Source organism: Mycobacterium sp. NGS34 (assembly GCF_059812845.1).
This window is the reverse complement of the sequence record NZ_JCALDM010000001.1, coordinates 369086-390308: the sequence shown is the minus strand read 5'-3', so window position 1 is coordinate 390308 and position 21223 is coordinate 369086. Positions and strand designations below refer to the sequence as shown.

At 67.5% G+C, this 21223-nt stretch carries 19 protein-coding genes; 7 read left to right on the top strand and 12 right to left on the bottom strand.

Annotated features, from left to right (window positions below):
• The first annotated feature begins 321 nt into the window (after nucleotides 1-321).
• Together AC5Y7V_RS01940 and AC5Y7V_RS01935 are read left to right on the top strand one after the other, a co-directional pair.
• Nucleotides 322-1887: a glycoside hydrolase family 25 domain-containing protein gene (locus AC5Y7V_RS01940; RefSeq protein WP_499878358.1), complete on the top strand. Its 1566-nt coding sequence runs from the start codon at nucleotides 322-324 to the stop codon at nucleotides 1885-1887.
• A 60-nt stretch (nucleotides 1888-1947) separates the two neighbouring features.
• On the top strand, nucleotides 1948-2943 hold the full coding sequence (locus tag AC5Y7V_RS01935; RefSeq protein WP_499878357.1) for a peptidoglycan-binding domain-containing protein: 996 nt from the start codon (nucleotides 1948-1950) through the stop codon (nucleotides 2941-2943).
• A 28-nt stretch (nucleotides 2944-2971) separates the two neighbouring features.
• Here AC5Y7V_RS01935 and AC5Y7V_RS01930 read toward each other — a convergent pair whose 3' ends face one another.
• From AC5Y7V_RS01930 to AC5Y7V_RS01920, 3 genes are read right to left on the bottom strand one after another with little or no spacing between them, the layout of a single operon-like run.
• A complete protein-coding gene (locus AC5Y7V_RS01930) occupies nucleotides 2972-3382 on the bottom strand; it encodes a Zn-ribbon domain-containing OB-fold protein (RefSeq protein ID WP_499878356.1) in 411 nt (136 codons plus the stop codon).
• A gap of 2 nt (nucleotides 3383-3384) precedes the next feature.
• Nucleotides 3385-4593, bottom strand: a complete 1209-nt coding sequence (locus tag AC5Y7V_RS01925; protein ID WP_499878355.1) for a thiolase family protein — start codon at nucleotides 4591-4593, stop codon at nucleotides 3385-3387.
• Between the two features lie 9 nt (nucleotides 4594-4602).
• The gene (locus AC5Y7V_RS01920; protein WP_499878354.1) at nucleotides 4603-6828 is read right to left on the bottom strand and encodes an acyl-CoA dehydrogenase family protein; all 2226 of its coding nucleotides are present in this window, start codon (nucleotides 6826-6828) and stop codon (nucleotides 4603-4605) included.
• A 167-nt stretch (nucleotides 6829-6995) separates the two neighbouring features.
• On the opposite strand from AC5Y7V_RS01920, the gene AC5Y7V_RS01915 reads away from it, so the two are divergent.
• The gene (locus AC5Y7V_RS01915; RefSeq protein WP_499878353.1) at nucleotides 6996-7583 is read left to right on the top strand and encodes a TetR/AcrR family transcriptional regulator; all 588 of its coding nucleotides are present in this window, start codon (nucleotides 6996-6998) and stop codon (nucleotides 7581-7583) included.
• Here the strand turns inward: AC5Y7V_RS01915 and AC5Y7V_RS01910 are convergent.
• The gene (locus AC5Y7V_RS01910) at nucleotides 7521-9398 is read right to left on the bottom strand and encodes a pyruvate kinase (protein WP_499878896.1); all 1878 of its coding nucleotides are present in this window, start codon (nucleotides 9396-9398) and stop codon (nucleotides 7521-7523) included. The genes AC5Y7V_RS01915 and AC5Y7V_RS01910 overlap by 63 nt on opposite strands.
• Nucleotides 9399-9594: 196 nt before the next feature.
• Here AC5Y7V_RS01910 and AC5Y7V_RS01905 point away from each other — a divergent pair, with 196 nt between their 5' ends.
• The gene (locus tag AC5Y7V_RS01905) at nucleotides 9595-10674 is read left to right on the top strand and encodes a DUF190 domain-containing protein (protein WP_499878352.1); all 1080 of its coding nucleotides are present in this window, start codon (nucleotides 9595-9597) and stop codon (nucleotides 10672-10674) included.
• Nucleotides 10675-10682: 8 nt separating this feature from the next.
• Here AC5Y7V_RS01905 and AC5Y7V_RS01900 read toward each other — a convergent pair whose 3' ends face one another.
• The 4 genes from AC5Y7V_RS01900 to AC5Y7V_RS01885 form a co-directional block, all read right to left on the bottom strand.
• Entirely contained in the window at nucleotides 10683-11576 is an 894-nt protein-coding gene (locus tag AC5Y7V_RS01900) for a fructose bisphosphate aldolase (RefSeq protein ID WP_499878351.1), read from the bottom strand.
• Nucleotides 11577-11661: 85 nt separating this feature from the next.
• Entirely contained in the window at nucleotides 11662-12282 is a 621-nt protein-coding gene (locus AC5Y7V_RS01895; RefSeq protein WP_499878350.1) for a cysteine hydrolase family protein, read from the bottom strand.
• An 18-nt stretch (nucleotides 12283-12300) separates the two neighbouring features.
• A complete protein-coding gene (locus tag AC5Y7V_RS01890) occupies nucleotides 12301-12894 on the bottom strand; it encodes a cytochrome b (RefSeq protein WP_499878349.1) in 594 nt (197 codons plus the stop codon).
• Nucleotides 12891-14015: a catalase family peroxidase gene (locus AC5Y7V_RS01885; protein WP_499878348.1), complete on the bottom strand. Its 1125-nt coding sequence runs from the start codon at nucleotides 14013-14015 to the stop codon at nucleotides 12891-12893. Before AC5Y7V_RS01885 ends, AC5Y7V_RS01890 begins: the two co-directional genes overlap by 4 nt.
• Before the next feature lie 391 nt (nucleotides 14016-14406).
• Here AC5Y7V_RS01885 and AC5Y7V_RS01880 point away from each other — a divergent pair, with 391 nt between their 5' ends.
• On the top strand, nucleotides 14407-14805 hold the full coding sequence (locus AC5Y7V_RS01880; RefSeq protein ID WP_499878347.1) for an STAS domain-containing protein: 399 nt from the start codon (nucleotides 14407-14409) through the stop codon (nucleotides 14803-14805).
• Between the two features lie 6 nt (nucleotides 14806-14811).
• On the opposite strand, the gene AC5Y7V_RS01875 is transcribed toward AC5Y7V_RS01880, so the two are convergent.
• Nucleotides 14812-15897 carry a phosphotransferase family protein gene (locus AC5Y7V_RS01875; RefSeq protein ID WP_499878346.1) on the bottom strand — a complete coding sequence of 362 codons (1086 nt, stop codon included), beginning with the start codon at nucleotides 15895-15897 and terminating at the stop codon, nucleotides 14812-14814.
• Complete coding sequence (locus tag AC5Y7V_RS01870; RefSeq protein ID WP_499878345.1) at nucleotides 15894-17030, bottom strand: Rv3169 family protein; 1137 nt, start codon at nucleotides 17028-17030, stop codon at nucleotides 15894-15896. Before AC5Y7V_RS01870 ends, AC5Y7V_RS01875 begins: the two co-directional genes overlap by 4 nt.
• A gap of 124 nt (nucleotides 17031-17154) precedes the next feature.
• Here AC5Y7V_RS01870 and AC5Y7V_RS01865 point away from each other — a divergent pair, with 124 nt between their 5' ends.
• Both AC5Y7V_RS01865 and AC5Y7V_RS01860 read left to right on the top strand, forming a co-directional pair.
• Nucleotides 17155-17775: a TetR/AcrR family transcriptional regulator gene (locus AC5Y7V_RS01865; RefSeq protein WP_499878344.1), complete on the top strand. Its 621-nt coding sequence runs from the start codon at nucleotides 17155-17157 to the stop codon at nucleotides 17773-17775.
• A gap of 111 nt (nucleotides 17776-17886) precedes the next feature.
• On the top strand, nucleotides 17887-19023 hold the full coding sequence (locus tag AC5Y7V_RS01860) for a phosphotransferase (protein ID WP_499878343.1): 1137 nt from the start codon (nucleotides 17887-17889) through the stop codon (nucleotides 19021-19023).
• 7 nt (nucleotides 19024-19030) lie between these two features.
• On the opposite strand, the gene AC5Y7V_RS01855 is transcribed toward AC5Y7V_RS01860, so the two are convergent.
• A complete protein-coding gene (locus AC5Y7V_RS01855; protein ID WP_499878342.1) occupies nucleotides 19031-20023 on the bottom strand; it encodes an ABC transporter ATP-binding protein in 993 nt (330 codons plus the stop codon).
• A gap of 2 nt (nucleotides 20024-20025) precedes the next feature.
• Nucleotides 20026-21075 carry an ABC transporter permease gene (locus AC5Y7V_RS01850; protein WP_499878341.1) on the bottom strand — a complete coding sequence of 350 codons (1050 nt, stop codon included), beginning with the start codon at nucleotides 21073-21075 and terminating at the stop codon, nucleotides 20026-20028.
• Nucleotides 21076-21223 lie beyond the last annotated feature (148 nt).

Sequence of the window (21223 nt, the reverse complement as noted above, 5' to 3'; positions counted from 1 at the left end):
AACCCGTTCCAAGCGTCGCCAGGGAAGTCGGGAGCTGGCGACGTCGAGCCGGCATCCGGCGGTGTAGACATGGATTCCTCCCACGGGTGGATAGGTCAGCCAAAGGATCGCCTTGACTCTCACTCCGCAGGCCCAGCCGGCATAGCGTAATCGACTACCTGAGACGCGGCGCGCACCGCGGGCGCACGCGGGCGTGAACTCATCACCGTCTGCGATGACGTAGTCAACTACGCATGCGCCGGATGGAGCGGAGGTGGCACATTCACATCGCCGCCACATACCACACCGCAACCACACATTTACTCCACGGAGGGCTGACGAATGCCGGTGCAACGCAAGACCATTTCCTTCGGACAGCAGATCGCCATCGACCGCGCGGGTAACCCGTACGACTACGGCGGAAACTGGGACCCCTTTGACCGCAGCAAGGGCACCGACTGCTCAGGATGCGTCGTCGACGAACTCGACGGTGGTATCAACGGCACCGCAATGGAGTGGTCTCGCCACGGCCTCTGCACGGAGAACTGGCGGGCGCCGTCCCACGGTGGCCAAGCCAATTCACTTGACGGCCCATTTCATACCATCCAGGTAGGAAACCCCAGCCTGTTCCCCGCCGACGCGGCAATCAAAATCGCCTTGCACCACGGGCCCGGCGGCGGCATGAACTCCCACATGTGGTGCCAGATCGGCGATCTGCGCGTGGAAACCAACGGTGACAAAGGAACCGTGCTGCGCGACCAAGCGATGGCGGTGGACAACCCCTACGCCAACGACTGGTGGTTCGTCCCCGGCCCCATCGTCGAGGACGGCACACCGATTCCTCACCAGCCCAGCGGAACCGCTGCCGCGCCGCGAGACGAGCCGCGGGACACCTTGTTCGCTGACGTGTCCGAGCATCAGGTGCCGGTGACCGACGCCTACACCTCCGCGACGTACAACCAGGACGGCATCGACTGGCCCTATCGATGGCTGTCCATCAGAGCCAACGACGGGACACACCGGGACAACAACTTCGCCCAAAACTACGGCTGGTGTAAGAAGGCCGCCGACAGCGGCAAGCTCAAGGGCTTCATCGTCTACGCCTACTGGCGCCCCGACTGGCAGGCAACCCTGGCGACGTTCCAGGATCAGGTCAACTCCAACGGCGGACCCCACCCCAAGATGGTCGCCATGATCGACGTCGAGTGCGGAGACGGAAACCCCGGCTGCGACCAAAGCGCCGCGGTCAACGGCATGTACTACGGGCTGGCCAAGTGGCTCGGCGACGCGCGCCGCGTTATCGGGTATTGCAACCTCAACGACATGCGCCAGATGTGGCAGACCAGGCCGGAGCACGTGCCGATGATCATCGCCGGGTACGGCTCCAATCCCAATGACCCGGCCGTATTCAAGGTCGCGCACCAGTACACCGACGGTCAGGGGTACGGAGACGGACTCCCCGAAGGGGTGCCGCCCTTCGGTAACTGCGACATGAACAGTGCCGACGGCCTCTCGCCGTCCCAGTTGGCCTCGGTCCTCGGGGTCGGTGACGCCATGCCGGTGACCCCGTCGCCGTTGGTGATACCCACCGTGCCGCCCGACTACCAACGGCTCATCTACGAGCAGCTGGCCGGGCCCGTGGGCTCGGACGGCTACGGACACGGGTGGCCCCAACTGGGCACGTTGACGGTCGTCGACTACTTGGCGAAGTACAAGCCGGCCCTGGACGCCCTGCTCGCCAAACCCCCTGCGCCCGTCAAGGCGGCGACCCCCCGCATAGTGATTCCTCCGAACGGAAAGTCGACGGCGTCGAAGGCATCCACACCCGCGGCGAAGGCACGGGCGCGCAAGAATTCCGCAACCGCCACCAAGGTGCCGACGCGGAAGACCGCTTCGAAGGAGCGGTAAGAGAGGCGGCGCCGCGCCCGCACCCACCAAACCGCCCGATTCCTATGGAGGTTCACCAAAATGCCGCTTCCCTACCAGCCCGGGTCGCATGGCCCGGAAATCGAATACTGGCAGGCCTGGTTCATGCGCGAGTACCGCGCCTACGCGCCGCCGGAAGACGGCTACTACGGAAAAGACGAAGTCGCCGCGGTCAAGGAAATGCAGCGCCGCCTAGGCCTGCCACAGACGGGGGAATTCGACGCCACGACGGCAAGCCGCGTCGGATACGTGCCGCCGGCGCCCGGGCTGCGGCCCGTCATGTTCACTGTCGAAGGGCATAGCTCGAACATGTTCGCCGGGCCGGTGGCCGACACCGCCAGGCAACTGGAAGCCGAAGGGCTCTGCCATCACCAGCCGATCGGCTACAACAACGGCCCGATTCCGTTCGACAACGCCAGCGGTGTCAACGAGTTGGCCCGGCTCATCGGGTCAGACGTCATGGACAACCTGGTCCCATTCCCCAAGGGCACGCCCTGGTCGCTGGGTGGGTTCTCCCAAGGAGGAATCATCATCTGCGACTTCTACTTCGACTACCTGGCGCCCGGAAAGCCGCTGGCCTGGCGGACCCCCGATCTCAAAGGTGTTCTCGCTTACGGTAATCCGGGTCGCCAGACCGACAGCATCGCGGATTGGGCGCGGCCCTGGATAACCAAGCCCGGAAGCCATGGACTTGACCCGCTTCGGCGGTTCGGGCTGCCCGGCTCCCCGGACAAGCCCGACTTCTGGGTTGACGTATACCGCGAGGGCGACATCTTCGCCGAGAACACCGACGACAAGTCGAGTGAGGTGAAGGCCGCGGTATACCAGGCTGTGGCCCGCTCCGACTTCTTCTCCAACCCGTTCTCCATCGCCGCGCAGATCGCCACTCTGTTCGGGGAACCGGTTCCAGGCGTCTTGGCAATCATGATGGCCATCATCAGCGGCGTCGCGTTCCTCGGCGACACCCCCAATCCCCACTACTCCCCGTACGACATCACCGGGGGGCTCGCCTGGATGCGCGATCGGCTGCGCAGCTGATCCGGAGCGTGGCCGCCGCCACGACGCGCTACTCGGCCGGCTCGTAACGCAGCATCGTGACCTCGTGCTCCGGGTAGTCGCAGAACACCGGGCGCACGCGCATCCCGACACGCAAGCCCGCCGCGTCGACATTGACCATCTCGGTGGAAAACCTTGGCCCCTCGTCCCATTCGACGATGGCCAGCAGCTGCGGCACCGCGTCGGCGAAGTGCGGGCCGACCGGCCGGCGGGCCACGGTGAACGAGTAGAGCGTCCCCATCCCGGATATCTCGCGCCATTCCAGGTCGTCCGCCAGGGTGTGCGGGGCGCGCACCCGCGGATAGAACACATAGCTCTGCGACGACGGCGAGTACTGGATGACGATGCGGTGCTGCGCCAGCGCGTCCCAAAATGGCGCGGTGGTAGGGGTTTTGACGGGCATCGGCCGCTCGAAGTTCATCGTCAGTCTCCCTGCAGGACGAGCGTGGTCTGCTCGGACAGGATTCCACCGTTGCCGGACACGAAGGCGCGGTTGCAGTCGGCGACCTGAGCCGCGCCTGCGCGACCCATGATCTGGCGGGCCGCGTCGCACACGTGGTGCATTCCGCCCGCGAGACCCGCCTGGCCGAAGCCCAATTGGCCGCCGGCGGTGTTGAGCGGGAAGTCGCCGCGGAAGGTCAGGTCGTGGTTGGCGACGAACTCCATCCCCTTGCCCTTCTCGCAGAAGCCGGCGTCCTCCAGCGAGAGCAGGACGGTGATGGTGTAGCAGTCGTAGATCGACACCATGTCCATCTGCTCGCGGCCCAAGCCGGCCATCGCGAATGCGGTGTCGGCGGCCTCCGCGATCGGGGTGTGCAGCAGGTCCTTGGCGTAGGTGGGCGTCTTGAACGGCACGTGTTCGCCAAACCCCTTGATCCACACCGGCCGGTGACGCGCGCGCCGGGCAAGGTCGGCGTTGGCCACGACGACGGCGGCGCCCCCGACGCAGGGCATCACGATCTCCAGCATGTGCAGCGGGTCGGCGATCACCGGGCTGGCCAGGACGTCGTCCACGGTGAGCGGCTTGTCCTTCCAGATCGCGCCCTCGGTGTGGTTGGCGTTGACCCGCTGGTCGACGACGATCTTGGCCATCGCCCGCTCGTCGTACCCGTAGACCGCCCCGTAGCGCGTGGCCACCTGGCCGTACGGGCCGTTCTGGCCGAGGTTGCCGTACGGGATCTCGAATTCCGCCTGGGGAGAGCCGTATTGGTTGCTCGACGACCCGAAGAACATCGCGTCCACCAGACGCCGCGGCTTCTTCTTCGACGTCGGCGTGATGTATCGCGCGGGCAGCGCGCACAGGACCGCGTCACAGATGCCGAGTTCGATCACCGCGGCGGCGCGCCACATCATGGCCGCCGCACTGGCGCCCCCGAGGTCCACCAGCTCGGCGAATCGCGCACCAACTCCGAGGTATTCGGCGATGGTCGAAGGCACGAAGATCTCGGATTCGGCCAGGTGCGACGCCACGATCCCATTGACGTCTTCCCCCGACAGCCCGGCGTCCTCGAGCGCGGCCGCCGACAGTTCGGCCCATTGCTCGAGGACGAACGGCGCCGGCGAGGCCTTGGCCATCCGCTCGGGTGGCAGCTCGACGTAGCCGACGATCGCGGCTTCTCCACGTAATCCCATGTGGTTGTCCTATTTTCGGGGCAGGCCGAGGATCATCTGGGCGATGATGTTCAGCTGGATCTCTCTGGTGCCGCCGCCGAGCAACTCGGCGGGCAGGTGCAGGTAGGGTTCCACGACCGCGGCGTCGGCGTCATCGACCATCGCCACCTGTCCGGTCAACCGCAGCGTGGCCTCGAAGGTGCGGCGCAGCAACACGTTCATCGCGACCTTGGCGATGCTCGACGCCGGACCGGAGGCCTGCCCGTCGAGCAGCCGGATGGTTTCCCGCACACCGAGCGCCCGGATGGCGTTGGTGTAGGCGTCAAGCTCGCCGAGCCCACGCAGCGCGTCGTCGCGATCCGGTCCGGGTTGTGCGGCGAGGCGACGAAGCGCCACGGCCCGGTCGAACTTGACGTATCCACTGATGGCCGAGCGCTCTTCGGCCATGGTGGCGATCGCCAGGCTCCAACCGTCGGTGGGACCGCCGAGCAGCATCTCGTCGGGGACGAAGACGTCGTTGAGGAACACCTCGTTGAAGTGCGCCTGCCCGGTCGCCGTCTTGATGGGCTGGATTTCGACCCCGGGCGATCGCATGTCGACGATGAAATACCCGATGCCGCGATGCTTGCTGGCTTCGGGGTCGGTCCGCGCCAGCAGCGCGCCCAGGTCGGCGTACTGCGCCAACGAGGTCCAGATCTTGTGACCGTTGATCCGCCAGCCGCCGTCGACCTTGGTCGCCCGGGTGGCCAGCGACGCGAGGTCGGAGCCCGCGCCCGGCTCGCTGAACAGCTGGCACCAGTGGATTTCGCCGCGCTGCGTCGCCGGGATCAGCTTCTCCTGCAGCTCTTTTGACGCAGCGGCCAGCACCGAGGGCAGGATCCACTCGGCGATGTTCAGCGATGGCCGCACCAAACCGGGCCGCTTGGCGAACTCCTCGTCGATGATGAGTTGCTTGAGCGGACCCGCATCGACGCCCCAGGGCGCGGGCCAGTGCGGCGCCATCAGGCCGGCGTCCGCGAGCAACGTGCGTTGCGGCCCGGAGGCCTGGTCCGGGTAGTCGCCGTGCGGTGCGGGCGTGTCGTTGCGCAACTGCATTGCCGCGTCGAGGGTTTCGGAGACCCAGGCACGAAATTCGGATTCCGCGTCACCCAGATTGACCGACATGTCGCGCGTCTGGGTGCAGGTGAGCTCCCCCAGCCGTCGCGCCCAGCGATTGGCCGGACCGATCGATCCCGCCAGGCTGATGGCCCGCCGCCAGTACAGGTGCACGTCGTGTTCCCAGGTGAAGCCGATGGCGCCGAGCATCGTCAGCGCGTCGAGCACCAAGTCCGGGATCGGCGAGACCGCGATCGTCGCCGCCCCGCCCGCGGCGAGGCGGTGCTGGTCGAGGGGCTCATTCACGGCGCGCACCGCGTCCCAGGCCGCCGCGGTGGCCAGCTCCGTGTTGACCAGCAGCATCGCCGCGCTGTGCTGCAGCGCCTGGAAGGTGCCGATCACCTTGCCGAACTGCTCGCGGACGCGCAGGTGCGCGGTGACCGCCTCGACACACCACTGTGCGATGCCGGCCATCACGCTGGCCACCAGTCCGACGGCGACGCACTCCGCGCGATCGGCATCGATCCCGCTCAGCAGGTCGGAGTCGACGGCGTCGTACTCGCTCAGCCGCAGAATCCCGACATCGGCCACCAGGTCGGTGCCGTGCATGGATTCGACCGCCGCCGTGGGCTTTTCGGTGTCCACCAGAACCCAGACGTCCTCGTCGTCCCCGGTCCGGGCGCAGACCAGGACCACCCGCGCCGAACACACACCAGCGGTGACGTCCGACGCGCCACTGATCACCCAGCGCTCGCCGTTGGCGCGCGCCCGGAAGTCGCCGGCCGCGGGCAGGACGACCGCGGCGGGCAGGCCGGACGCGAGGTCGCGCAGCAGCGATTCCGCGGTCGGGTCCGGATCGGCCAGCAGCGCAACGGCTCCCGCGGTCACGGTGGGCAGCAACGGGCCGGGCAGCAACGCCTTGCCGGCGGATTCCAGCACACACGCCGCGTCGATGAGCCGTCCGCCCTGACCGCCGAGGCGCTCGGGCAGGTGCACCGCGTGAAAGCCGTTGGCAACCAGCGCGTCCCACCATCCCGGAAGCCGTCCCGCGGCCAAGTCGTCGAACGACTCGCGGGTCGCGGCGATGGGGGCGTGCCGGGTGGCGAACTGGGCGACGGCGTCGCTGAGATCCTGCTGCTCCGGGGTCAGTCCCAGCGTCATGACCGCGACCCCGCGCGGCTGAGACGACACGCCATCGAAGACCGCTGCCTTTCCCTTACAAGACGAACCGTCTCGTCTTGTGGCAGACTACGGGGCGGGTCAGGATATGTAAAGCCGGCCCAACCCGGCGGCCGACGGAAAGACCTGGGGAGATGAGGATCACTGGGATGCCAACCGATCTCACCCAGGCGAGCTATCCGAGGCGCCGCAGCGAGAAATCGCGCACGGCCATCGTCACCGCAACCCGGGAGCTGCTCCTCGAGCGCGGATTCGACGGCTTGACCATCGAGGCGGTCGCCGCCCGGGCGGGGGTGGGAAAGCAGACCATCTACCGCTGGTGGCCCACCCGTCCGGCGCTGGTCGCCGACGTCATGCTCGAGGACGCGGACAAGATCCTGGCGTCGGTGGACCACACCGATGACCTGTCCGCCGACCTGGTGCGCTGGGTGGGCAGGCTCGTGGCGAGCCTGACGACGGCGCGCGGGTCGGCCATGTTGCGCATCCTGACCGTCGCCGGCATGGAACACGAGGACACAGCGGTGAAACTGCGCGCCGGGTTCAGCGTGCCGTTGCACGAGAGCGTGCGGGCCCGGCTGGTCGCCGACGGCATCGATGCGGCGGCCGCCGAGTCGGCGGCGGACGCGATCGTCGGTGGCGTGGTGTACCCGATACTGTCTGGGACGCAACAATATTCACGACGCCGAGCCGAGCGCACCACCCGGATCATCGTCGAGGCGCTCGGGACTCGCGGCTGACCAGGAGCGCAGCGGGCGCAACAACGCGTTCTTCTTGTAGTAGTGCTGCGCCATTCGGCGCATGATGTTGTCGAGCACCGTCACCGCCTCGGGCAGGTAGGGGCCCTTGTTCAGCATCACGCATTCGGCCCGCTCGCTCATCGCGGCATCGCTGATCTCGGCGCGCGACGGCAGGCCCGTCTTGGCGAGCTGTTCGAGCACCTGCGTCGCCCAGATCACCGGCAGGTGCGCGGCCTCGCACAACCACAGGATTTCCTCCTGCAGCTCGGCCAGCCGCTCGTACCCGCACTCGACCGCCAGGTCGCCCCGCGCGATCATCACCCCGACCCGCGGCCGGCGCATCGCGGTGAGCAGCAACTGCGGCAGGTGCTCGAAGGCGCGCCGCGTCTCGACCTTGAGCACGATGCCCAGGTGGTCGCCACCGAGGCGATCGAGCTCGGCCAGCAGGCGCTCGACATCCGCCGGGCTGCCAACGAAAGACATGTCGACGAGGTCCGCCAGCTCGACCACGGCGGCGAGGTCGGCGGCGTCGCGGTCGGTGATCGCCGAGATCGGCAGGTCGGTGTCGGGCATGTTGATGCCCTTCGCGGCCTTCAGGCGAGCCTCGCCCTCTTCCGGATGGTCGATGCGCACGGTGATCACGTCGCGGTCGACGGACACCACCCGCCCGCCGATCCTGCCGTCGTCGAAGTGGATCGCGTCCCCGGGGCGGGCGTGCTCGAACGCCTCGGGCAGCGTGCAACCGATGCGCGGAACGGGCTGATCGGCGTCCACCCGGGCCGGTGCACAGTCGCGGGTCAGCCGCAGCAGGTCCCCCGCGCGCAACACCAGGCTCTGCTCCTTCGCCGGGAGCGGGCCCACTTCGGCCGGCTTTCCACCGCCTCCGGCGCGCAGTACCGTCCCGGTCGCCAGGTAGGTGGTCTGCTGCGCGGTCATCACGAAGCCGCCCGCCGCGTCGACGGTCTCGAGCGCGAGCCGGCGCCGCGATCCGCGGGCGTCCCGCAGCACCAGCACGTCGCCGCCGCCGCGGTTGGTCAGCCACCGGCGCGGCACCGCGATCACCGCCATGCCGGGTTGCGGAGGGTCGGCCGGTTCCTCGGTCGACGTCAGCCATGCACGCGCCGGGGCGACGACCTGACCGAGGGCGTTTCTTCGCGGACGCAGTTTCGTGACACGGGGCCCGGGCTCCAGCGGGCCGGTGCGCAGCTTCGGTCCCGCCAGATCCATTGCCACCAAGCAGGATTCGCCCGCGTGGGCGGCCGCGTCCCGGACGTGGTGCGCCATCGCGCGCCACGCCGCCGCGTCGTCGTGTGCGCAGTTGATCCGCGCGATGTTCATGCCGCGCCGCACCAGCCCGTGCACCAGGTCGGCGTCGGTCGCGGCCTCCGACGGCAACGTGACCATGATGCGGGTCGCCCGGTGCGGCGGGCGCGGGCCCAGCAGCTCCACCGTGTGTTGCCGCAGTATCTCGGGTCCCCGCCCGATGGGCACGACCGACGGCGGAGGCGGCTCCCACCGTCCCTCCACGATCGCCGAGATGGCCGAGCGCACCGCCGAAAGCGTGGCCTGAACGTGCGATTCGCTGCGGCCCAGCGATGAAAGCCCGAACTCCGCAAGATCCGTCTGCAGCTCCCGCAAATCGGACTGGCGAATCGCCCAGTAGTGGACCAGGTTTCGCGCGCTCGACCGATGCTCGGGCGCGACGGTGCTCAACCATTCCGCCCACGAGCGCTCGGCCTCGGACAAGCTGGTCAACAACCCGTCGACCCGGTCGAGCAAACCGGCGAGTCGCCGCATGTCATCAGTTCCGGACATGCGCTCACTGGGCACGACGACTCCTTCGTGGTTTTGCGGCCACATGGTGTTAACGTCCGCGTAACGGCGATGTCGCGAATCATCAAGGCACACACCAATTTAACGGCCGTCGCCGTGCCGCAGCAGAGGAATTGGTCCCCAATCCGGGCGGCGCTGGATCCGCTGGGTAAAATTCCGCACGGCGACGGGAGCGGGCGTGGACGAAGACTGTCTCAAGCTCAGCGCCTATCTGGCGGAGCGCCGACGGACGGGCGAGGGCTTCGTTTCCGACGTGCTGCTCAATCTCTACCAACAGCACCGCGTCGCCAGCAGCGTCGTGCTGCGCGGCATCGGCGGATTCGGGACGGGCCGCCATCTGCGAACCGATGAGTCGCTGACGCTGTCGGAGGACCCACCGGTGGTGATCGTCGCCGTGGACACCCGGAAAACCATCGAGGCGCTGATCGACCCGGTGCTGGCGATCAAACAGCGTGGCCTGGTCACGCTGGAGCGCGCACGGCTGCTACGCGACGACGTCAAGCTCCCGGAGCTTCCCGACGATTTGCGCGAGGCCGTGAAGCTGACGATCTACCTCGGCCGCAAGGAACGCGTCCGCGGGATGCCGGCCTATGTCGCGGCCTGCGACTTGCTGCATCGGCGCCGCATCGCCGGCGCATCGGTATTCCTGGGCGTCGACGGCCTCGTCCACGGACAGCGGCAACGCGCGCGCTTTGTCGGTCGCAACGCCGACGTCCCCATGATGATCGTCGCGGTCGGGTCCGGCGATCGCATCGCGCGGGTGCTGCCGGAGCTCGGCGAGCTGCTCCGCCGGCCCATGCTCACGATCGAACGGGTCCGCGTGTGTAAGCGCGACGGCGAATTGCTGGAACGCCCGCACGCCCTGCCGGGGGTGGACGAGCACGGTCTGCCCCTGTGGCAGAAGCTCATGGTCTATACCTCCGAGTCGGCGCTGCATGACGGCGTGCCGATTCACCGCGCGATCGTCCAGCGGCTTCGTCAGCGTGAATCGCCGGACGGCGCGACGGTGGTGCGGGGCATCTGGGGTTACCACGGCGACCACCGCCCGCACGGGGACAAGCTGCTGTCGCTGCGGCGTCGCGTCCCGGCGGTCACCATCGTCATCGACACCCCGGCCAACATCGCGGAGTGCTTCGACGTCGTCGACGAACTCACTCGGCACGAGGGGCTGGTGACCAGCGAAATGGTGCCCGCGCTGGTGTCGGACGACGGCGACGCCGGCCAGGGCAGGCCGCCCATGGCCAATCACCGCTACTAGAGCAGGGCTCAGCCGGCGACGGACGCGTCGTAGATCGACTGGATCGACTTGTCCAGCGTGGCGTTGAACTGCTCGTCGGACTGGTCGGCCGAAAGCCCCTCGGTCAGCGCGCGGCTGAAGCTGGCGATCAGTCCGGTGTTCTTCGCCAGCAGCTCGTTGGCCTCTTCGCGAGAGTAGCCGCCGGACAGTGCGACCACCCGCATCACCTTCGGGTGTTCGATCAGGGGACGGTAGAAGTTGACCTCGGTCGGCAGGCTCAGCTTGATCATCACGCGCTGCCCGTCGGGCACGGTCTCGAGCTGCTTGGTGATCTCATCACGCAGGATGCCCTCGGCCTCGGCCTTGTCCGGAATCGAGATGGTGACCTCGGGCTCGAGGATGGGCACCAGGCCGTGCGACAGCACCTGGTGGCCGACCTCGAACTGCTGGGCGACGATCGCGGCGATGCCCGCCGCGTTGGCCCCGCCGATCACCGACCGTTCCTTGGTGCCGAAGACGCCCTTGCTCACGGCCCGCTCCAGCAGCTCGTCCAGCCCCGGCATCGGCTTCATCAGCTGCACGTCGTCGGACGCCTCGGCCAGGCCCTTGTCGATTTTGAGGATCGGCACCACGCCCTTGGTCTCCCAGAGATACGTGGTCGACGGCACACCCTCGATGTCGCGGTCCATGGTCTGTTCGAACAGGATCGCCGCCAGCACCCGGTCGCCGTTGAACGCCGGGGAGGTGATGATCCGCGAGCGCATCTGGTGGATGAGGTCGAACATCTCCTCCTCGGAGGAGTACGCGTCCTCTTGAATTCCGTATAGGCGCAGCGCCTTGGGTGTCGAGCCGCCGCTCTGGTCGAGCGCTGCGATGAACCCCTTGCCCGACGTCATCCGGTCGGCTTGCTGCTGGTTCGGCATGGAACTTCCCCACTCCCTCGTGGCACTGTCGGGTGCCGATCATATTCGTCGGATCGGGGCACGAGCAGGCAGGTCATCACCGCCGTCACTTCAGCGCGTCGACGACTTCGTCCGCGGTGAGGAGGGCGCTGGCGTAGTTCGGGATATTGACCTCGAGCGCGGCGCGCATCTCGGTGTCCGAGTAGCTCGCGGTCGCGTCCTTGACCACGGTGACCTCGTAACCGAGTTCGGCGCCGTACCGGACCGTGGCCTCGAGGCAGGTGTGCGCGATCAGTCCCATCATGATGAGCCGACGGACGCCGTGCCTCTTCAGCAGCAGGTCGAGGTCGGTGTTGGCGAAACCACTCGAACACCAATGCTCTTGGGCGACGATGTCGCCCGGCTGGGGCTCGAAGCCGGGGTGCAGCTCACCGCCCCAGCTTGCGTATTCGAAGGTCTTGCGCGACCACGCGGCCCGCTGGATCGGCGCGATGTACTTCCAGGTCTCGTAGTCGCCGGGCCGGTACCGGTGGTGCAGCGCATAGAAGACGCGGATGTCGGCCGCCCGGGCGGCATCGAGGACCTGGCGCATGTGCGGGACGCACTGGTTGGCCTCCGCGACGCCCTTCAGGCGGTCCCACACCTTGCCGCCCTCGGAGATGAAGTCGTTGTACGGGTCGATGACCACCAGGCCGGTCAGGTCCTTCTCGTACGTCACGTCGGTCATATTCGCACGGCCCGGCCGTCACGCCATGGTGTCGTCCTGCTGCCGGGCCCGGCGTTTGGTTGGCCACACCGCCATCCGGTCGAGGAGCCCGTCGCGCAGCACCAGCGTGTGAAACAACACCGCGCAGACGTGGGCGGTGAACGTCAGGAAGAGCAGCAGGGCGAAGACGTTGTGGGCCTGCCGAAGCACGGCGTATAGATCGAGGTCGTGCGGCGCGATGCCGGGCAGGCGCAGCGGCCCGGCCAGGGTGATCGGAAACCGCGCCGCCGACAGCATGGCCCACCCGACCAGCGGCTGGACGAGCAGCAGCGCGTATAGCAGGTACTCCGACCACGAGGCGACGCGGCGTTCGAGGGGTCCCATGGTGGCCAGGAACGGGGGCAGCCGGTGGGTGAGCCGGTTCGCCAGGCGCACCAGGGCGAAGACCAAGATCAACACGCCCAGCGGGCGATGGATCGCCAGCAGCAGCGGGTAGTAGCTGAGCGAAGCGATCATGGTCACCCCGATCAGCAGCTGGACGATGACCATCGGCGCCATCAACCAGTGCAGGATTCGCGAGGGAAGGGCGAAACGCGGCCGGGCGCTGGTGGTTTCGCTTGCGGTGCCCGTCATGACAGCACCTTGGCCACGTTGACCTCGCTGGGCGACTTGGGCTCCTCGGCGCGGCGGGTGAAGGAGCGCGCGTAGACGGCCGATCTGGCCGGGGGCAGCGGGTCGTCCGATGCGGTGATGCCGTCGGGCAGCACCAGCGGGTCGAAGTTGATGTCGCGCGCGTTGCCCGCTTCCTCCGTCTGCACGGCGGCGATGGTGACGGTGCCGGCGTCGATGGTCCGGCGCGACTGCGGCCACGGCTTGGTGGCGTCGTGGGTCGGATCGCCGGGCTCGCCGACCGTGAGGATCAGCCGCCACGTCAGCGGCCGCTGTGCCACCGCGCGGATGAGGTCGTCGAACAGGTAGTCCTTGCCGTGCGGCGGCGCCCCGCCCCCGCCGGCGTCCTGCGGCACCACCGACCAGCGCACCGGAACGGTGGCGCCGGCGCCGTTGGTGAACCAGAAAGCGTTCAGCCCGTAAAACGTGCTGTCCGCAAACCCCGGGCTGAGCGGTGACTGCTTGATGATTTTCATCGCGGCGACGGTTTCGGGATGGCGATCGAGGAATGCGGCCATCTTCTGCGGGTCGGGCTTGCCGGTGTCGGGCAGCGGCTTGGACGCGAGCAGCCGGTCATAAAACCCCTGCGGGGTGCTGTCGGTGAAGACGGGAACGTTGACCATCGCCGTGCGCCACTGCTGGCCGCCGGCGTCGAACAGCAGTCCGAGGCCGCGGACGGTGTCGGGCTTGTCGGTCTGATCCGGCAGGCCACCGCCGAGGGAAAACCGGCCGACGACGGGAACCGTGCCGGGCCGGAACACCGCGGCCCGGCAAATGGCCGCGCCCGCCCCGTTGCTCGCGAAGGACCCGGTGGCGCTGAGTCCTTTGGCATGGTTTCGCCGAAACCCGTCGTGGCGGCCGTAGATGCGTTCGAAACGATCGGCGAACCGGGGCGGAGTGAGCGTGTCCGGCCGCAGCCAGCCGCCGGCATAGGCGAAACCGCCAACGTCGACCGCCGCGAAACCGGCGACGGCGCCCATGCCGAGCAGCGCGGTCCGCCGATTCAGCGCGAGGCGGCGGGGATGTTCGGGCTTGGCGACGTCCCCTTCGTCGTCCGGGGCGCCATCCTGACCACCGGCCTCCATACCCACCGTCCTTTCCTGCTTTTCCGGGCCAAGCCGCGCAGCCTGGGAACGACACTCGGTGAACGCAATTCATCCACCCCCGGCTGCCGTGCGCAACACTGGCGTCGACCATCGCGCACATAGCGACCACGTCGGGTCGCCGGAATTCGTTCGGTGTTCGCCTACTGACAACGAATGTTGCCAAGGCGCCGCCAGACACCGGAGCGGCGACATCGGTTGCCCGTGGCTTAGAATCTAATGATCACGTGCGGCTGCGCCACCGCCTAGCGGCGCAGGATCGATGGAGTGTTTCTCCTCGACAAAGCGTGCTACGCGGGTTGAGTCAACAGCCCCGGCTTGGCAATAGCTGTTGATTTCTCGGGCCCGCACGGGCGAATGTGAGTGATAAACCATGACCGAACAATCCGGCGATTCGGCCGATCCGATCGCCTTCGAGGTGGGAAAACGCCAGGTAGACCAGACGGTCGTGCTCACCGTCTCGGGCGAAGTCGACATGCTCAGCGCGCCGCAGCTCGCCGAGGCGATAACCACCGAACTGGCCACCGGACCCGCCGGGCTCGTCGTCGACCTGTCGAAAGTGGATTTTCTGGCCTCGGCGGGGATGACGGTCCTGGTGTCCGCGCAGGCCGACGTCGCGCCGCCCACCCGATTCGCGGTCGTCGCGAATGGGCCGGCCACCAGCAGGCCGATCAAGCTGATGGGGTTGGACAACGTGTTGTCGCTGTACAGCACGCTCGACGGCGCGCTGTGCCGCGTCGCCGACAGTTCAGCCCAGTCAGGGCACGGCTGACGCGCCCTACGTAGCGGCCTCCAGGACCCGCTGGATGCGCTCGTCGCGCGGCAGGACGGGACCGTCGTCGAGCGGTTCGTCGATGCCCAGCTCGCTAAGGCCGGCCTTGGTCAACAGCGAGGTGCCGTAGGCGGCGAGCGCGAGTTTTTGGTCGTCGCTGTGGCCATCCTCGATCAGCATCGCGCCGATCAGGCAGATGACGGCCATCTTGTAGGCGTTGAACGCGCGGTACCACGCGCGGTTGCGGACCGTGATTCCGCTGGCCGACTCGTAGTGCGCAAGCAGCGCGTCGATGGGTAGCGCCGCGGGGTGGGTGTTGAGGCCGACGGGCTGCAGCCACAACATCTCGAGCCAGCCGATGTCGGTCAGCGGATCGCCGACGGTCGTCATCTCCCAGTCGAACACCGCGCTGACCTCGCCGTCGGAGAACGCGAAGTTGCCCGGCTTGGCATCGCCGTGCACCAACGTGACCTTCGGACATGGCTCGGGCTGGTCCGCGCGCAGCGCCTGCTGAAGCCGTTCCAGGGCGGGCAGACGGTCGCGCTTGACCCGGTCCATCTCCGCCGCCCAGTGGTCGAGTTCGCGATCGAGATGATCGCCACCGTCGTCGAGTGTCTCGAGCCCGGTCTGCGCCAGGTCGACGGTGTGGATCGCCGCGAGCTGTTCGACCAGGCTCTGACACATCCGCACCACGGTCGAATCCGCGACACCGGCCGGCGCCTCCATTTCATAGACGTGGCCGGCCGCCCGTTCCATCACGAAGAAGGGTCGTCCGAGCACGTCGCCGGTTTCTTCGAGCCACAGCGCCCGCGGAACACGCACCGCAGAGCCCGCCAAGGCCCGCAGGATCGCGAACTGCCGCCCGAGGTCGTAGGGCTCGAGCAGCGCGGGCGGTTTGGGCCGCAGGCGCAGCACCGCGTCTTGGCGGCTGTCCCGGTCGCCTCGGCGGGTGACGACGCTCAGCATCATCATCTCGGCCGAATGCCCGAAGTCCACCCGGTCCAGCCCTTCGATCCGGACGTCGTCGGCGTCCGGTACCTGCGCGCGCAGCCAGGCCGTCAACCGCTGTTCCAGCTTGGCGTCCAGCGTCATTGGTGGACTCGATCGTCTTCCGCGGCAAGCCGGTCGACGGGCGTCTTGTCCTGGGTGAAGGCCGACATGTCCATCGCGGTCCAGTTCGGATAGCGGCGGTAGCCCTGCCCGCCGAGCAGCAATTCGAAGACGCCCCAACCGATGTCGCCGTCCATCTCGAAACGCATCAGCTGGTCGAGTGCCATCGATTTGCCCTCGGTCTCGGCCAGCTGCTCGGAATTGGTGCTGTCCCAGAGGAAATGGATGAAGTACGCGCCGCCGCCCAGGTCCTCGTACTGGCAGTGCGCCATCGGCAGCCCGTAGTAGGCGTTGACTTCCTGGTGGGCGGCGTCGGCGAAGACGCGGTAGGCCTTGCCGTCCTCGTCGGTGAAGACCAGTGTGGCGCGGGCGGGTCGCTTGCTGTTGCGGTCGAACTGCACGTCGTGCTCGATCGCGACGAATCGTTTCGACAGCGTCCCGTCGGCGTGGGTGATGCCGCCGTCAACGTATTTGACTGTGCCATCGGAGGATTCGATGACCCAGGCTTCGATGGCGCGGTCGTCGAATCCGGCGTCGAGCCACAGCCAGAAGTCGATCTTGTCCGAGACGCGCACGCCGAACGTGCGGTCACGTCCGCCGTGGAACCCGTCCACGCTGATCCGCTCGCCGCCGATCGTGACCCAGCCGCTCCATCGCCCGGGTTCCTTCATGTGATACATGTCGGCCAGCGTCTGGCCGGCCGGGTCGCGCACCTTCATCGGCAGCAGCTCCCACATCGGGGCGGTGGGCTCGTAGTAGAGCTCCCACTCGACACCGGACTTGTTGGGTTCGACGTCGAGTCTCCACTTCTTCAGCGGCTCGACGCAGGTCCAACTCATCGGGCCGGCGCGCAGGTCGGCGCGGTCGGCGCCGGTCACGGGCCGGCCCGACAGGAGATCCCAGTGCCGGCCGTCGGCGAGGCTGACCTTGACGTATCCCAGCGCGGTTCCGGTGTTCGGGTTGTTGCCGTAGCCGCTGGCCAACAGCATGGTGCCATCCGGCGATGCGGCGAAGAAGTAACACCGGTCCGACCATGTCGGATCGGTGTGGTGCACCCGGTCGAAGGTTGTCGGGAGCTGGTGGGTGAACGACTCGTCGGCGGCGGAATAGCCCATCATTTCCCTCTCTGGCCGGTTAATAGCCGGGGCCGCAACGGGATTCGAGGATTATCGGCCCTGCTGCGGTTGCCGACGGCATCAGATACCGAAGCAGCACAACGTATCCCGTACCATCGGCGCCATGGAACCGAGCCGGTGGTGGGGCGCCGACCGCGCGATCCTCGACGACGAGGAGGCCCGCAGGCGGATCCTCGACGCCGCGGGGCGCTGCATCGTCCGCCGCGGGAACTCTCAGTTCCGGATGGCCGAGGTGGCCGACGAAGCCGGGGTGTCGCGGTCGACGGTGTACCGGTACTTCCCCGGACGCGACGACGTGTTGCTCGGTCTGATGCTGATGCGCGTGGACAAGGCGCTCGGCGATATGGTTCGCTCGCTGCCCGCGCCCGACGATCCGGTCCGGTCGGTGCCCGAAATGGTGCTGGCGCGCGTCGAGTCCGTGGCCGGCAATCCGCTGAACGAGGCGATGTTCGCCGCGGAGAGCACCGCGGTGGCCGCGGCCCTCGAGAAGGGCTCTGAACCCTTCGTGGAGCTGCTGCTGCGGCACTACGAACCGCTGCTGAACCAGTGGAAGCGGGCGGGGCGCCTCTACGACGACCTCGACTTTCGTTCGATCGTCCAGTGGTTGCACACCGCGACGCTGTTCCTGCTGGGCCCGTCGTGGCGGTGTCGCCCGACCGCCGACAAACGCCAATTCGTCGAGCAGTTCGTGGTGCGTGCCCTGGTGCCACAAATCAGACAATAATCGTGTATTGTCTGATGTCCAGACGTTCAGTTATTTTTGTCTGACGGGACCCCGCACCGGTTGAGTGACCCCTCCCGCCGGTACGGGGATCCCGAACCAGGACGGATGCACATGAAAAACCTTGCGGAACAAGCTTTTTCCCTCGTCGGGTTGGCCGCTCACCTGGGCCAGGGGGTCTGCCGGGTGACCGCCGACGCCGTAGTGGGCCCCCGGCTGGGGTTGCCCCGCACGGTCGCTGACATCGACGCCGGAGTCCTGTCCAAGCTGATGGGAACCACCGTCAGGTCCGTCCGTGTGCTCGACCGCGACGCGGGGACCTCGTCGCGGGCCCGGCTTGTGCTGACCGGCAAGAACGTTCCCGAGTCGGTGTTCGTCAAGGTCGCCGCCGAAACGGCCGCCACCCGACTGATGGGCGAGCTCGGGCGCCTCGGACACACCGAGGTGCGCTTCTACAACGAACTGGCCCCGCAGCTGCACGGCGTTCCGCAGGCCTACGGCGCGGCCTTCGACACCTGGACGGGCCGTTACCTGCTGGTTCTGGACGACCTGCCCGCCGAGTCGTGCGAATTTCCCGACACCCTGCACCCGCTCTCCCCCGACCAGGCCAGCCTCATCGTCGAATTGCTGGCCGATCTGCACGCCACCTTTTGGGACCGCCTCCCGCACGACCGCCGCGGCCCGCTGGGCTGGCTATACACCCCGTCGGGCGACGTCACGTCCATGTTGACCGGTTCGCTGATGCACGCCTCGATCAAGCGGCTCGCAGGGCGCACCGAAATCCCCGTCGAGAACGGAACCTTCATCGCCGACAACTACCGAGCCGTCGCGGCGCTGATCGACACGCCCCCGCACACCGTCATGCACGGCGACGCGCACCCCGGCAACATGTATTTCGACGGCGGCAAAGCCGGGCTGTTGGACTGGCAGGCGGTGCGGCGCGGCCACCCCTCGCGTGAGCTGGCGTACACGCTGATCACCAGCCTGACCCCGGAAGACCGCGTCGCGACCCAACGGGACCTGCTCGACGACTACCGACGCGCGCTGGCGGCGGCCGGCGGACCCAACCTCGACCGCGACGACCTGTGGCGGCGCTACCGGCAGGGCGCGCTCTACGCGTATGTGGCCCCGCTGATCACCGCGGGGATGGGCGGAATGCAGGTCGAAGGCATCGCCATGGAAGGCCTGCGCCGCGGTGTGGCGGCGCTCGACGACCTGGAAACCATTGCGGCACTGGAGAGTTGTTTGTAGCACCAACTCACTCGGCGGCAACCTTGCGGTGCTTGATCACGTCGCTGATGCCCCCCTCACCGAGCCGCTGACGGAACGCCGGCGCCGTGTAGCCGACGACGGTCGCGTCGGTGCGGGCACGCGCGGTCGCCGCGCGCGGCATGTGAAACAGCACGCCGATTTCGCCGAAGTAGTCTCCGGGTCCGGAGACCTTCACCAATTCCTCACCGCCGTCAGCCAATTCGCGCACGAGCTCGAATTCACCGTCGGTCACGAAGTAGATCAGCTCGCCCATCGTCGACTGCTCGAACAGCACCTCGCCGGCCTTGACCTCTATCGTTTCCGGCGGCTTGTTCGTCTCGGGGAAATCGGGCGTCAGCTCGACGACGCGATCGGCCATCGGCAGGATCCGGGAGTCGTGGGTGGCGACCACGACAATACGATCCCCGTCCGCGAGTTCGCGGATCAGCCGCAACACCTCTTCCACCTGAATGAAGTCGAGGTGCGCGGTCGGTTCGTCGGCGAGGATCAGCGGTGGATCCAGCGCGATCGCGCGGGCGACGGCCACGCGTTGCTGCTGCCCGCCGCTCAGGTCGCCCGGGCGGTGTTTCATTCGCTCTTGAAGGTTGACCCGCGTCAGGAGTTCCTCGGCGCGCTCACGCGCGGCCCGGCGCGACATCCCGGCCTCGCGCATCGGAACCATTACGTTCTCTAGGGCCGTGAGGCTGGGCACCAGGTTGAACGCCTGGAAGACAATGCCCACCTTGTGGCGCCGATAGTCCGCCAGCGCAGTGCGGTCGAGGGTGATGATGTCGACGTCGTCGAACTTGATTGCGCCCGATTTTGGCCGCAGTATGCCGCCGAGGCAGGACAGCAGCGTGGTCTTCCCGCACCCGCTGGGCCCGAGGAGGATCACCAACGACCCCGCCGTCACATCGAGGTTCAAGCCGTTGATCGGCCGCAGAGCGTATCCGCCGCTGTAGTACTCGACGACGAGGTTTTGAATGCTGAGATCGCCCACCGCTAAGGACCTCCGAACGCGAGCGCCGGATCGATGGCCACCACGCGCCTCAGCCCGGCCAGGCTGGCCAACAGGCCGACCACGATCGCGACCGCGGGTAACAGCAGGTACGCGCCGACGGGGATCGCGACGATCATCGGAAACAGCGGTGCCATCAGCTGCGCAAGCCCGACGCCCACCGCAGCCGCGAGCAACGCAACGACCAGCGCCTGCAAGGTCAGCCCCGCCATGATGGATCGCGTCCGCGTGCCGATCGCCTTGAACACCGCAAAGTCGCGGACCCGCTCGAGCGCGGAGAGGTAGACCACCGATCCGACGATCAGCGCCGCCACGATCCACAGCAAGACGGCGACGATCGAGATCGAAGTCACCGCCACATGCAACGGGCGTACCAGGTCCTTCACGGCACCCGCCCGGTCATACGTCTGGTAGCCGTCCGGCAGGTGTCGGGGTGTGCCGACGACCCCGATCGACGTGACCATCGGCTGCCCGTTGTACGCCACCTGCTGCAGGCCCTGCGTGGTGAGGAAGATGTTCGGGATCTTCGCCAGCGCGGTGGAGTTCGGCACAATGCCGACGATCCGCAATACGTGTGCGCCAACCTCCAGGGTGTCGCCGACGTGCAGGCCCAGCACGCTCGACGCCGCGACCTCGTCCGGCATCGACGGCGCCCGACCCTCCGAGACTCGCGGCATGCCGGGGCCATGCTCGGGGGCGCCGAACGCCGTGACGTTTCGCGTTGTCCCGCCCTCCTTCATGATCGTCCCCACGCAGCCCAGCGGGGCCGCGGCCGCGACGCCGGGCAAAGCTCTAATGCGGGCAAGGTCGACGTCGGGGAATGGTGTCGACCCCAGGAACGGCCCGGCCGCGCCGTTTTTCACCACGAACGCGTCGACGCCCAGGGAATCGACGGTGCCGCGGGCCTCGACCTGGAATCCGTTCATCAGTCCGGTCATGACCAGTGTCATTCCAAAGATCAGCGCGGTGCTGACGACGGTGATGATCAGGCGCCGTTTTTTCCATTGCATGTCGCGCAGGGCCGCGAAGAGCACTTCCAGAACCTACCAACGCACCGATCTTCCGGGGCAGGGTTGATGCCTCGCGGGTGCGCGCTGATCAGCGACAGCGTCATTGACTGGTTCCTCCGCGACGAATACTGTGAGGAGTTACGCTACTTGGCGTAGCGAAATACTGCCTGCC

Excerpts from the sequence above, each read along its gene's own strand:
- AC5Y7V_RS01875 (WP_499878346.1), bottom strand. The coding sequence starts at position 15,897 with ATGACGCTGGACGCCAAGCTGGAACAGCGGTTGACGGCCTGGCTGCGC.
- AC5Y7V_RS01915 (WP_499878353.1), top strand. The coding sequence starts at position 6,996 with ATGCCAACCGATCTCACCCAGGCGAGCTATCCGAGGCGCCGCAGCGAG.
- AC5Y7V_RS01860 (WP_499878343.1), top strand. The coding sequence starts at position 17,887 with ATGAAAAACCTTGCGGAACAAGCTTTTTCCCTCGTCGGGTTGGCCGCT.
- AC5Y7V_RS01940 (WP_499878358.1), top strand. The coding sequence starts at position 322 with ATGCCGGTGCAACGCAAGACCATTTCCTTCGGACAGCAGATCGCCATC.
- AC5Y7V_RS01885 (WP_499878348.1), bottom strand. The coding sequence starts at position 14,015 with ATGGAGGCCGGTGGTCAGGATGGCGCCCCGGACGACGAAGGGGACGTC.
- AC5Y7V_RS01920 (WP_499878354.1), bottom strand. The coding sequence starts at position 6,828 with ATGACGCTGGGACTGACCCCGGAGCAGCAGGATCTCAGCGACGCCGTC.
- AC5Y7V_RS01910 (WP_499878896.1), bottom strand. The coding sequence starts at position 9,398 with ATGTCCGGAACTGATGACATGCGGCGACTCGCCGGTTTGCTCGACCGG.
- AC5Y7V_RS01865 (WP_499878344.1), top strand. The coding sequence starts at position 17,155 with ATGGAACCGAGCCGGTGGTGGGGCGCCGACCGCGCGATCCTCGACGAC.
- AC5Y7V_RS01890 (WP_499878349.1), bottom strand. The coding sequence starts at position 12,894 with ATGACGGGCACCGCAAGCGAAACCACCAGCGCCCGGCCGCGTTTCGCC.
- AC5Y7V_RS01930 (WP_499878356.1), bottom strand. The coding sequence starts at position 3,382 with ATGAACTTCGAGCGGCCGATGCCCGTCAAAACCCCTACCACCGCGCCA.
- AC5Y7V_RS01880 (WP_499878347.1), top strand. The coding sequence starts at position 14,407 with ATGACCGAACAATCCGGCGATTCGGCCGATCCGATCGCCTTCGAGGTG.
- AC5Y7V_RS01900 (WP_499878351.1), bottom strand. The coding sequence starts at position 11,576 with ATGCCGAACCAGCAGCAAGCCGACCGGATGACGTCGGGCAAGGGGTTC.
- AC5Y7V_RS01925 (WP_499878355.1), bottom strand. The coding sequence starts at position 4,593 with ATGGGATTACGTGGAGAAGCCGCGATCGTCGGCTACGTCGAGCTGCCA.
- AC5Y7V_RS01870 (WP_499878345.1), bottom strand. The coding sequence starts at position 17,030 with ATGGGCTATTCCGCCGCCGACGAGTCGTTCACCCACCAGCTCCCGACA.
- AC5Y7V_RS01895 (WP_499878350.1), bottom strand. The coding sequence starts at position 12,282 with ATGACCGACGTGACGTACGAGAAGGACCTGACCGGCCTGGTGGTCATC.
- AC5Y7V_RS01935 (WP_499878357.1), top strand. The coding sequence starts at position 1,948 with ATGCCGCTTCCCTACCAGCCCGGGTCGCATGGCCCGGAAATCGAATAC.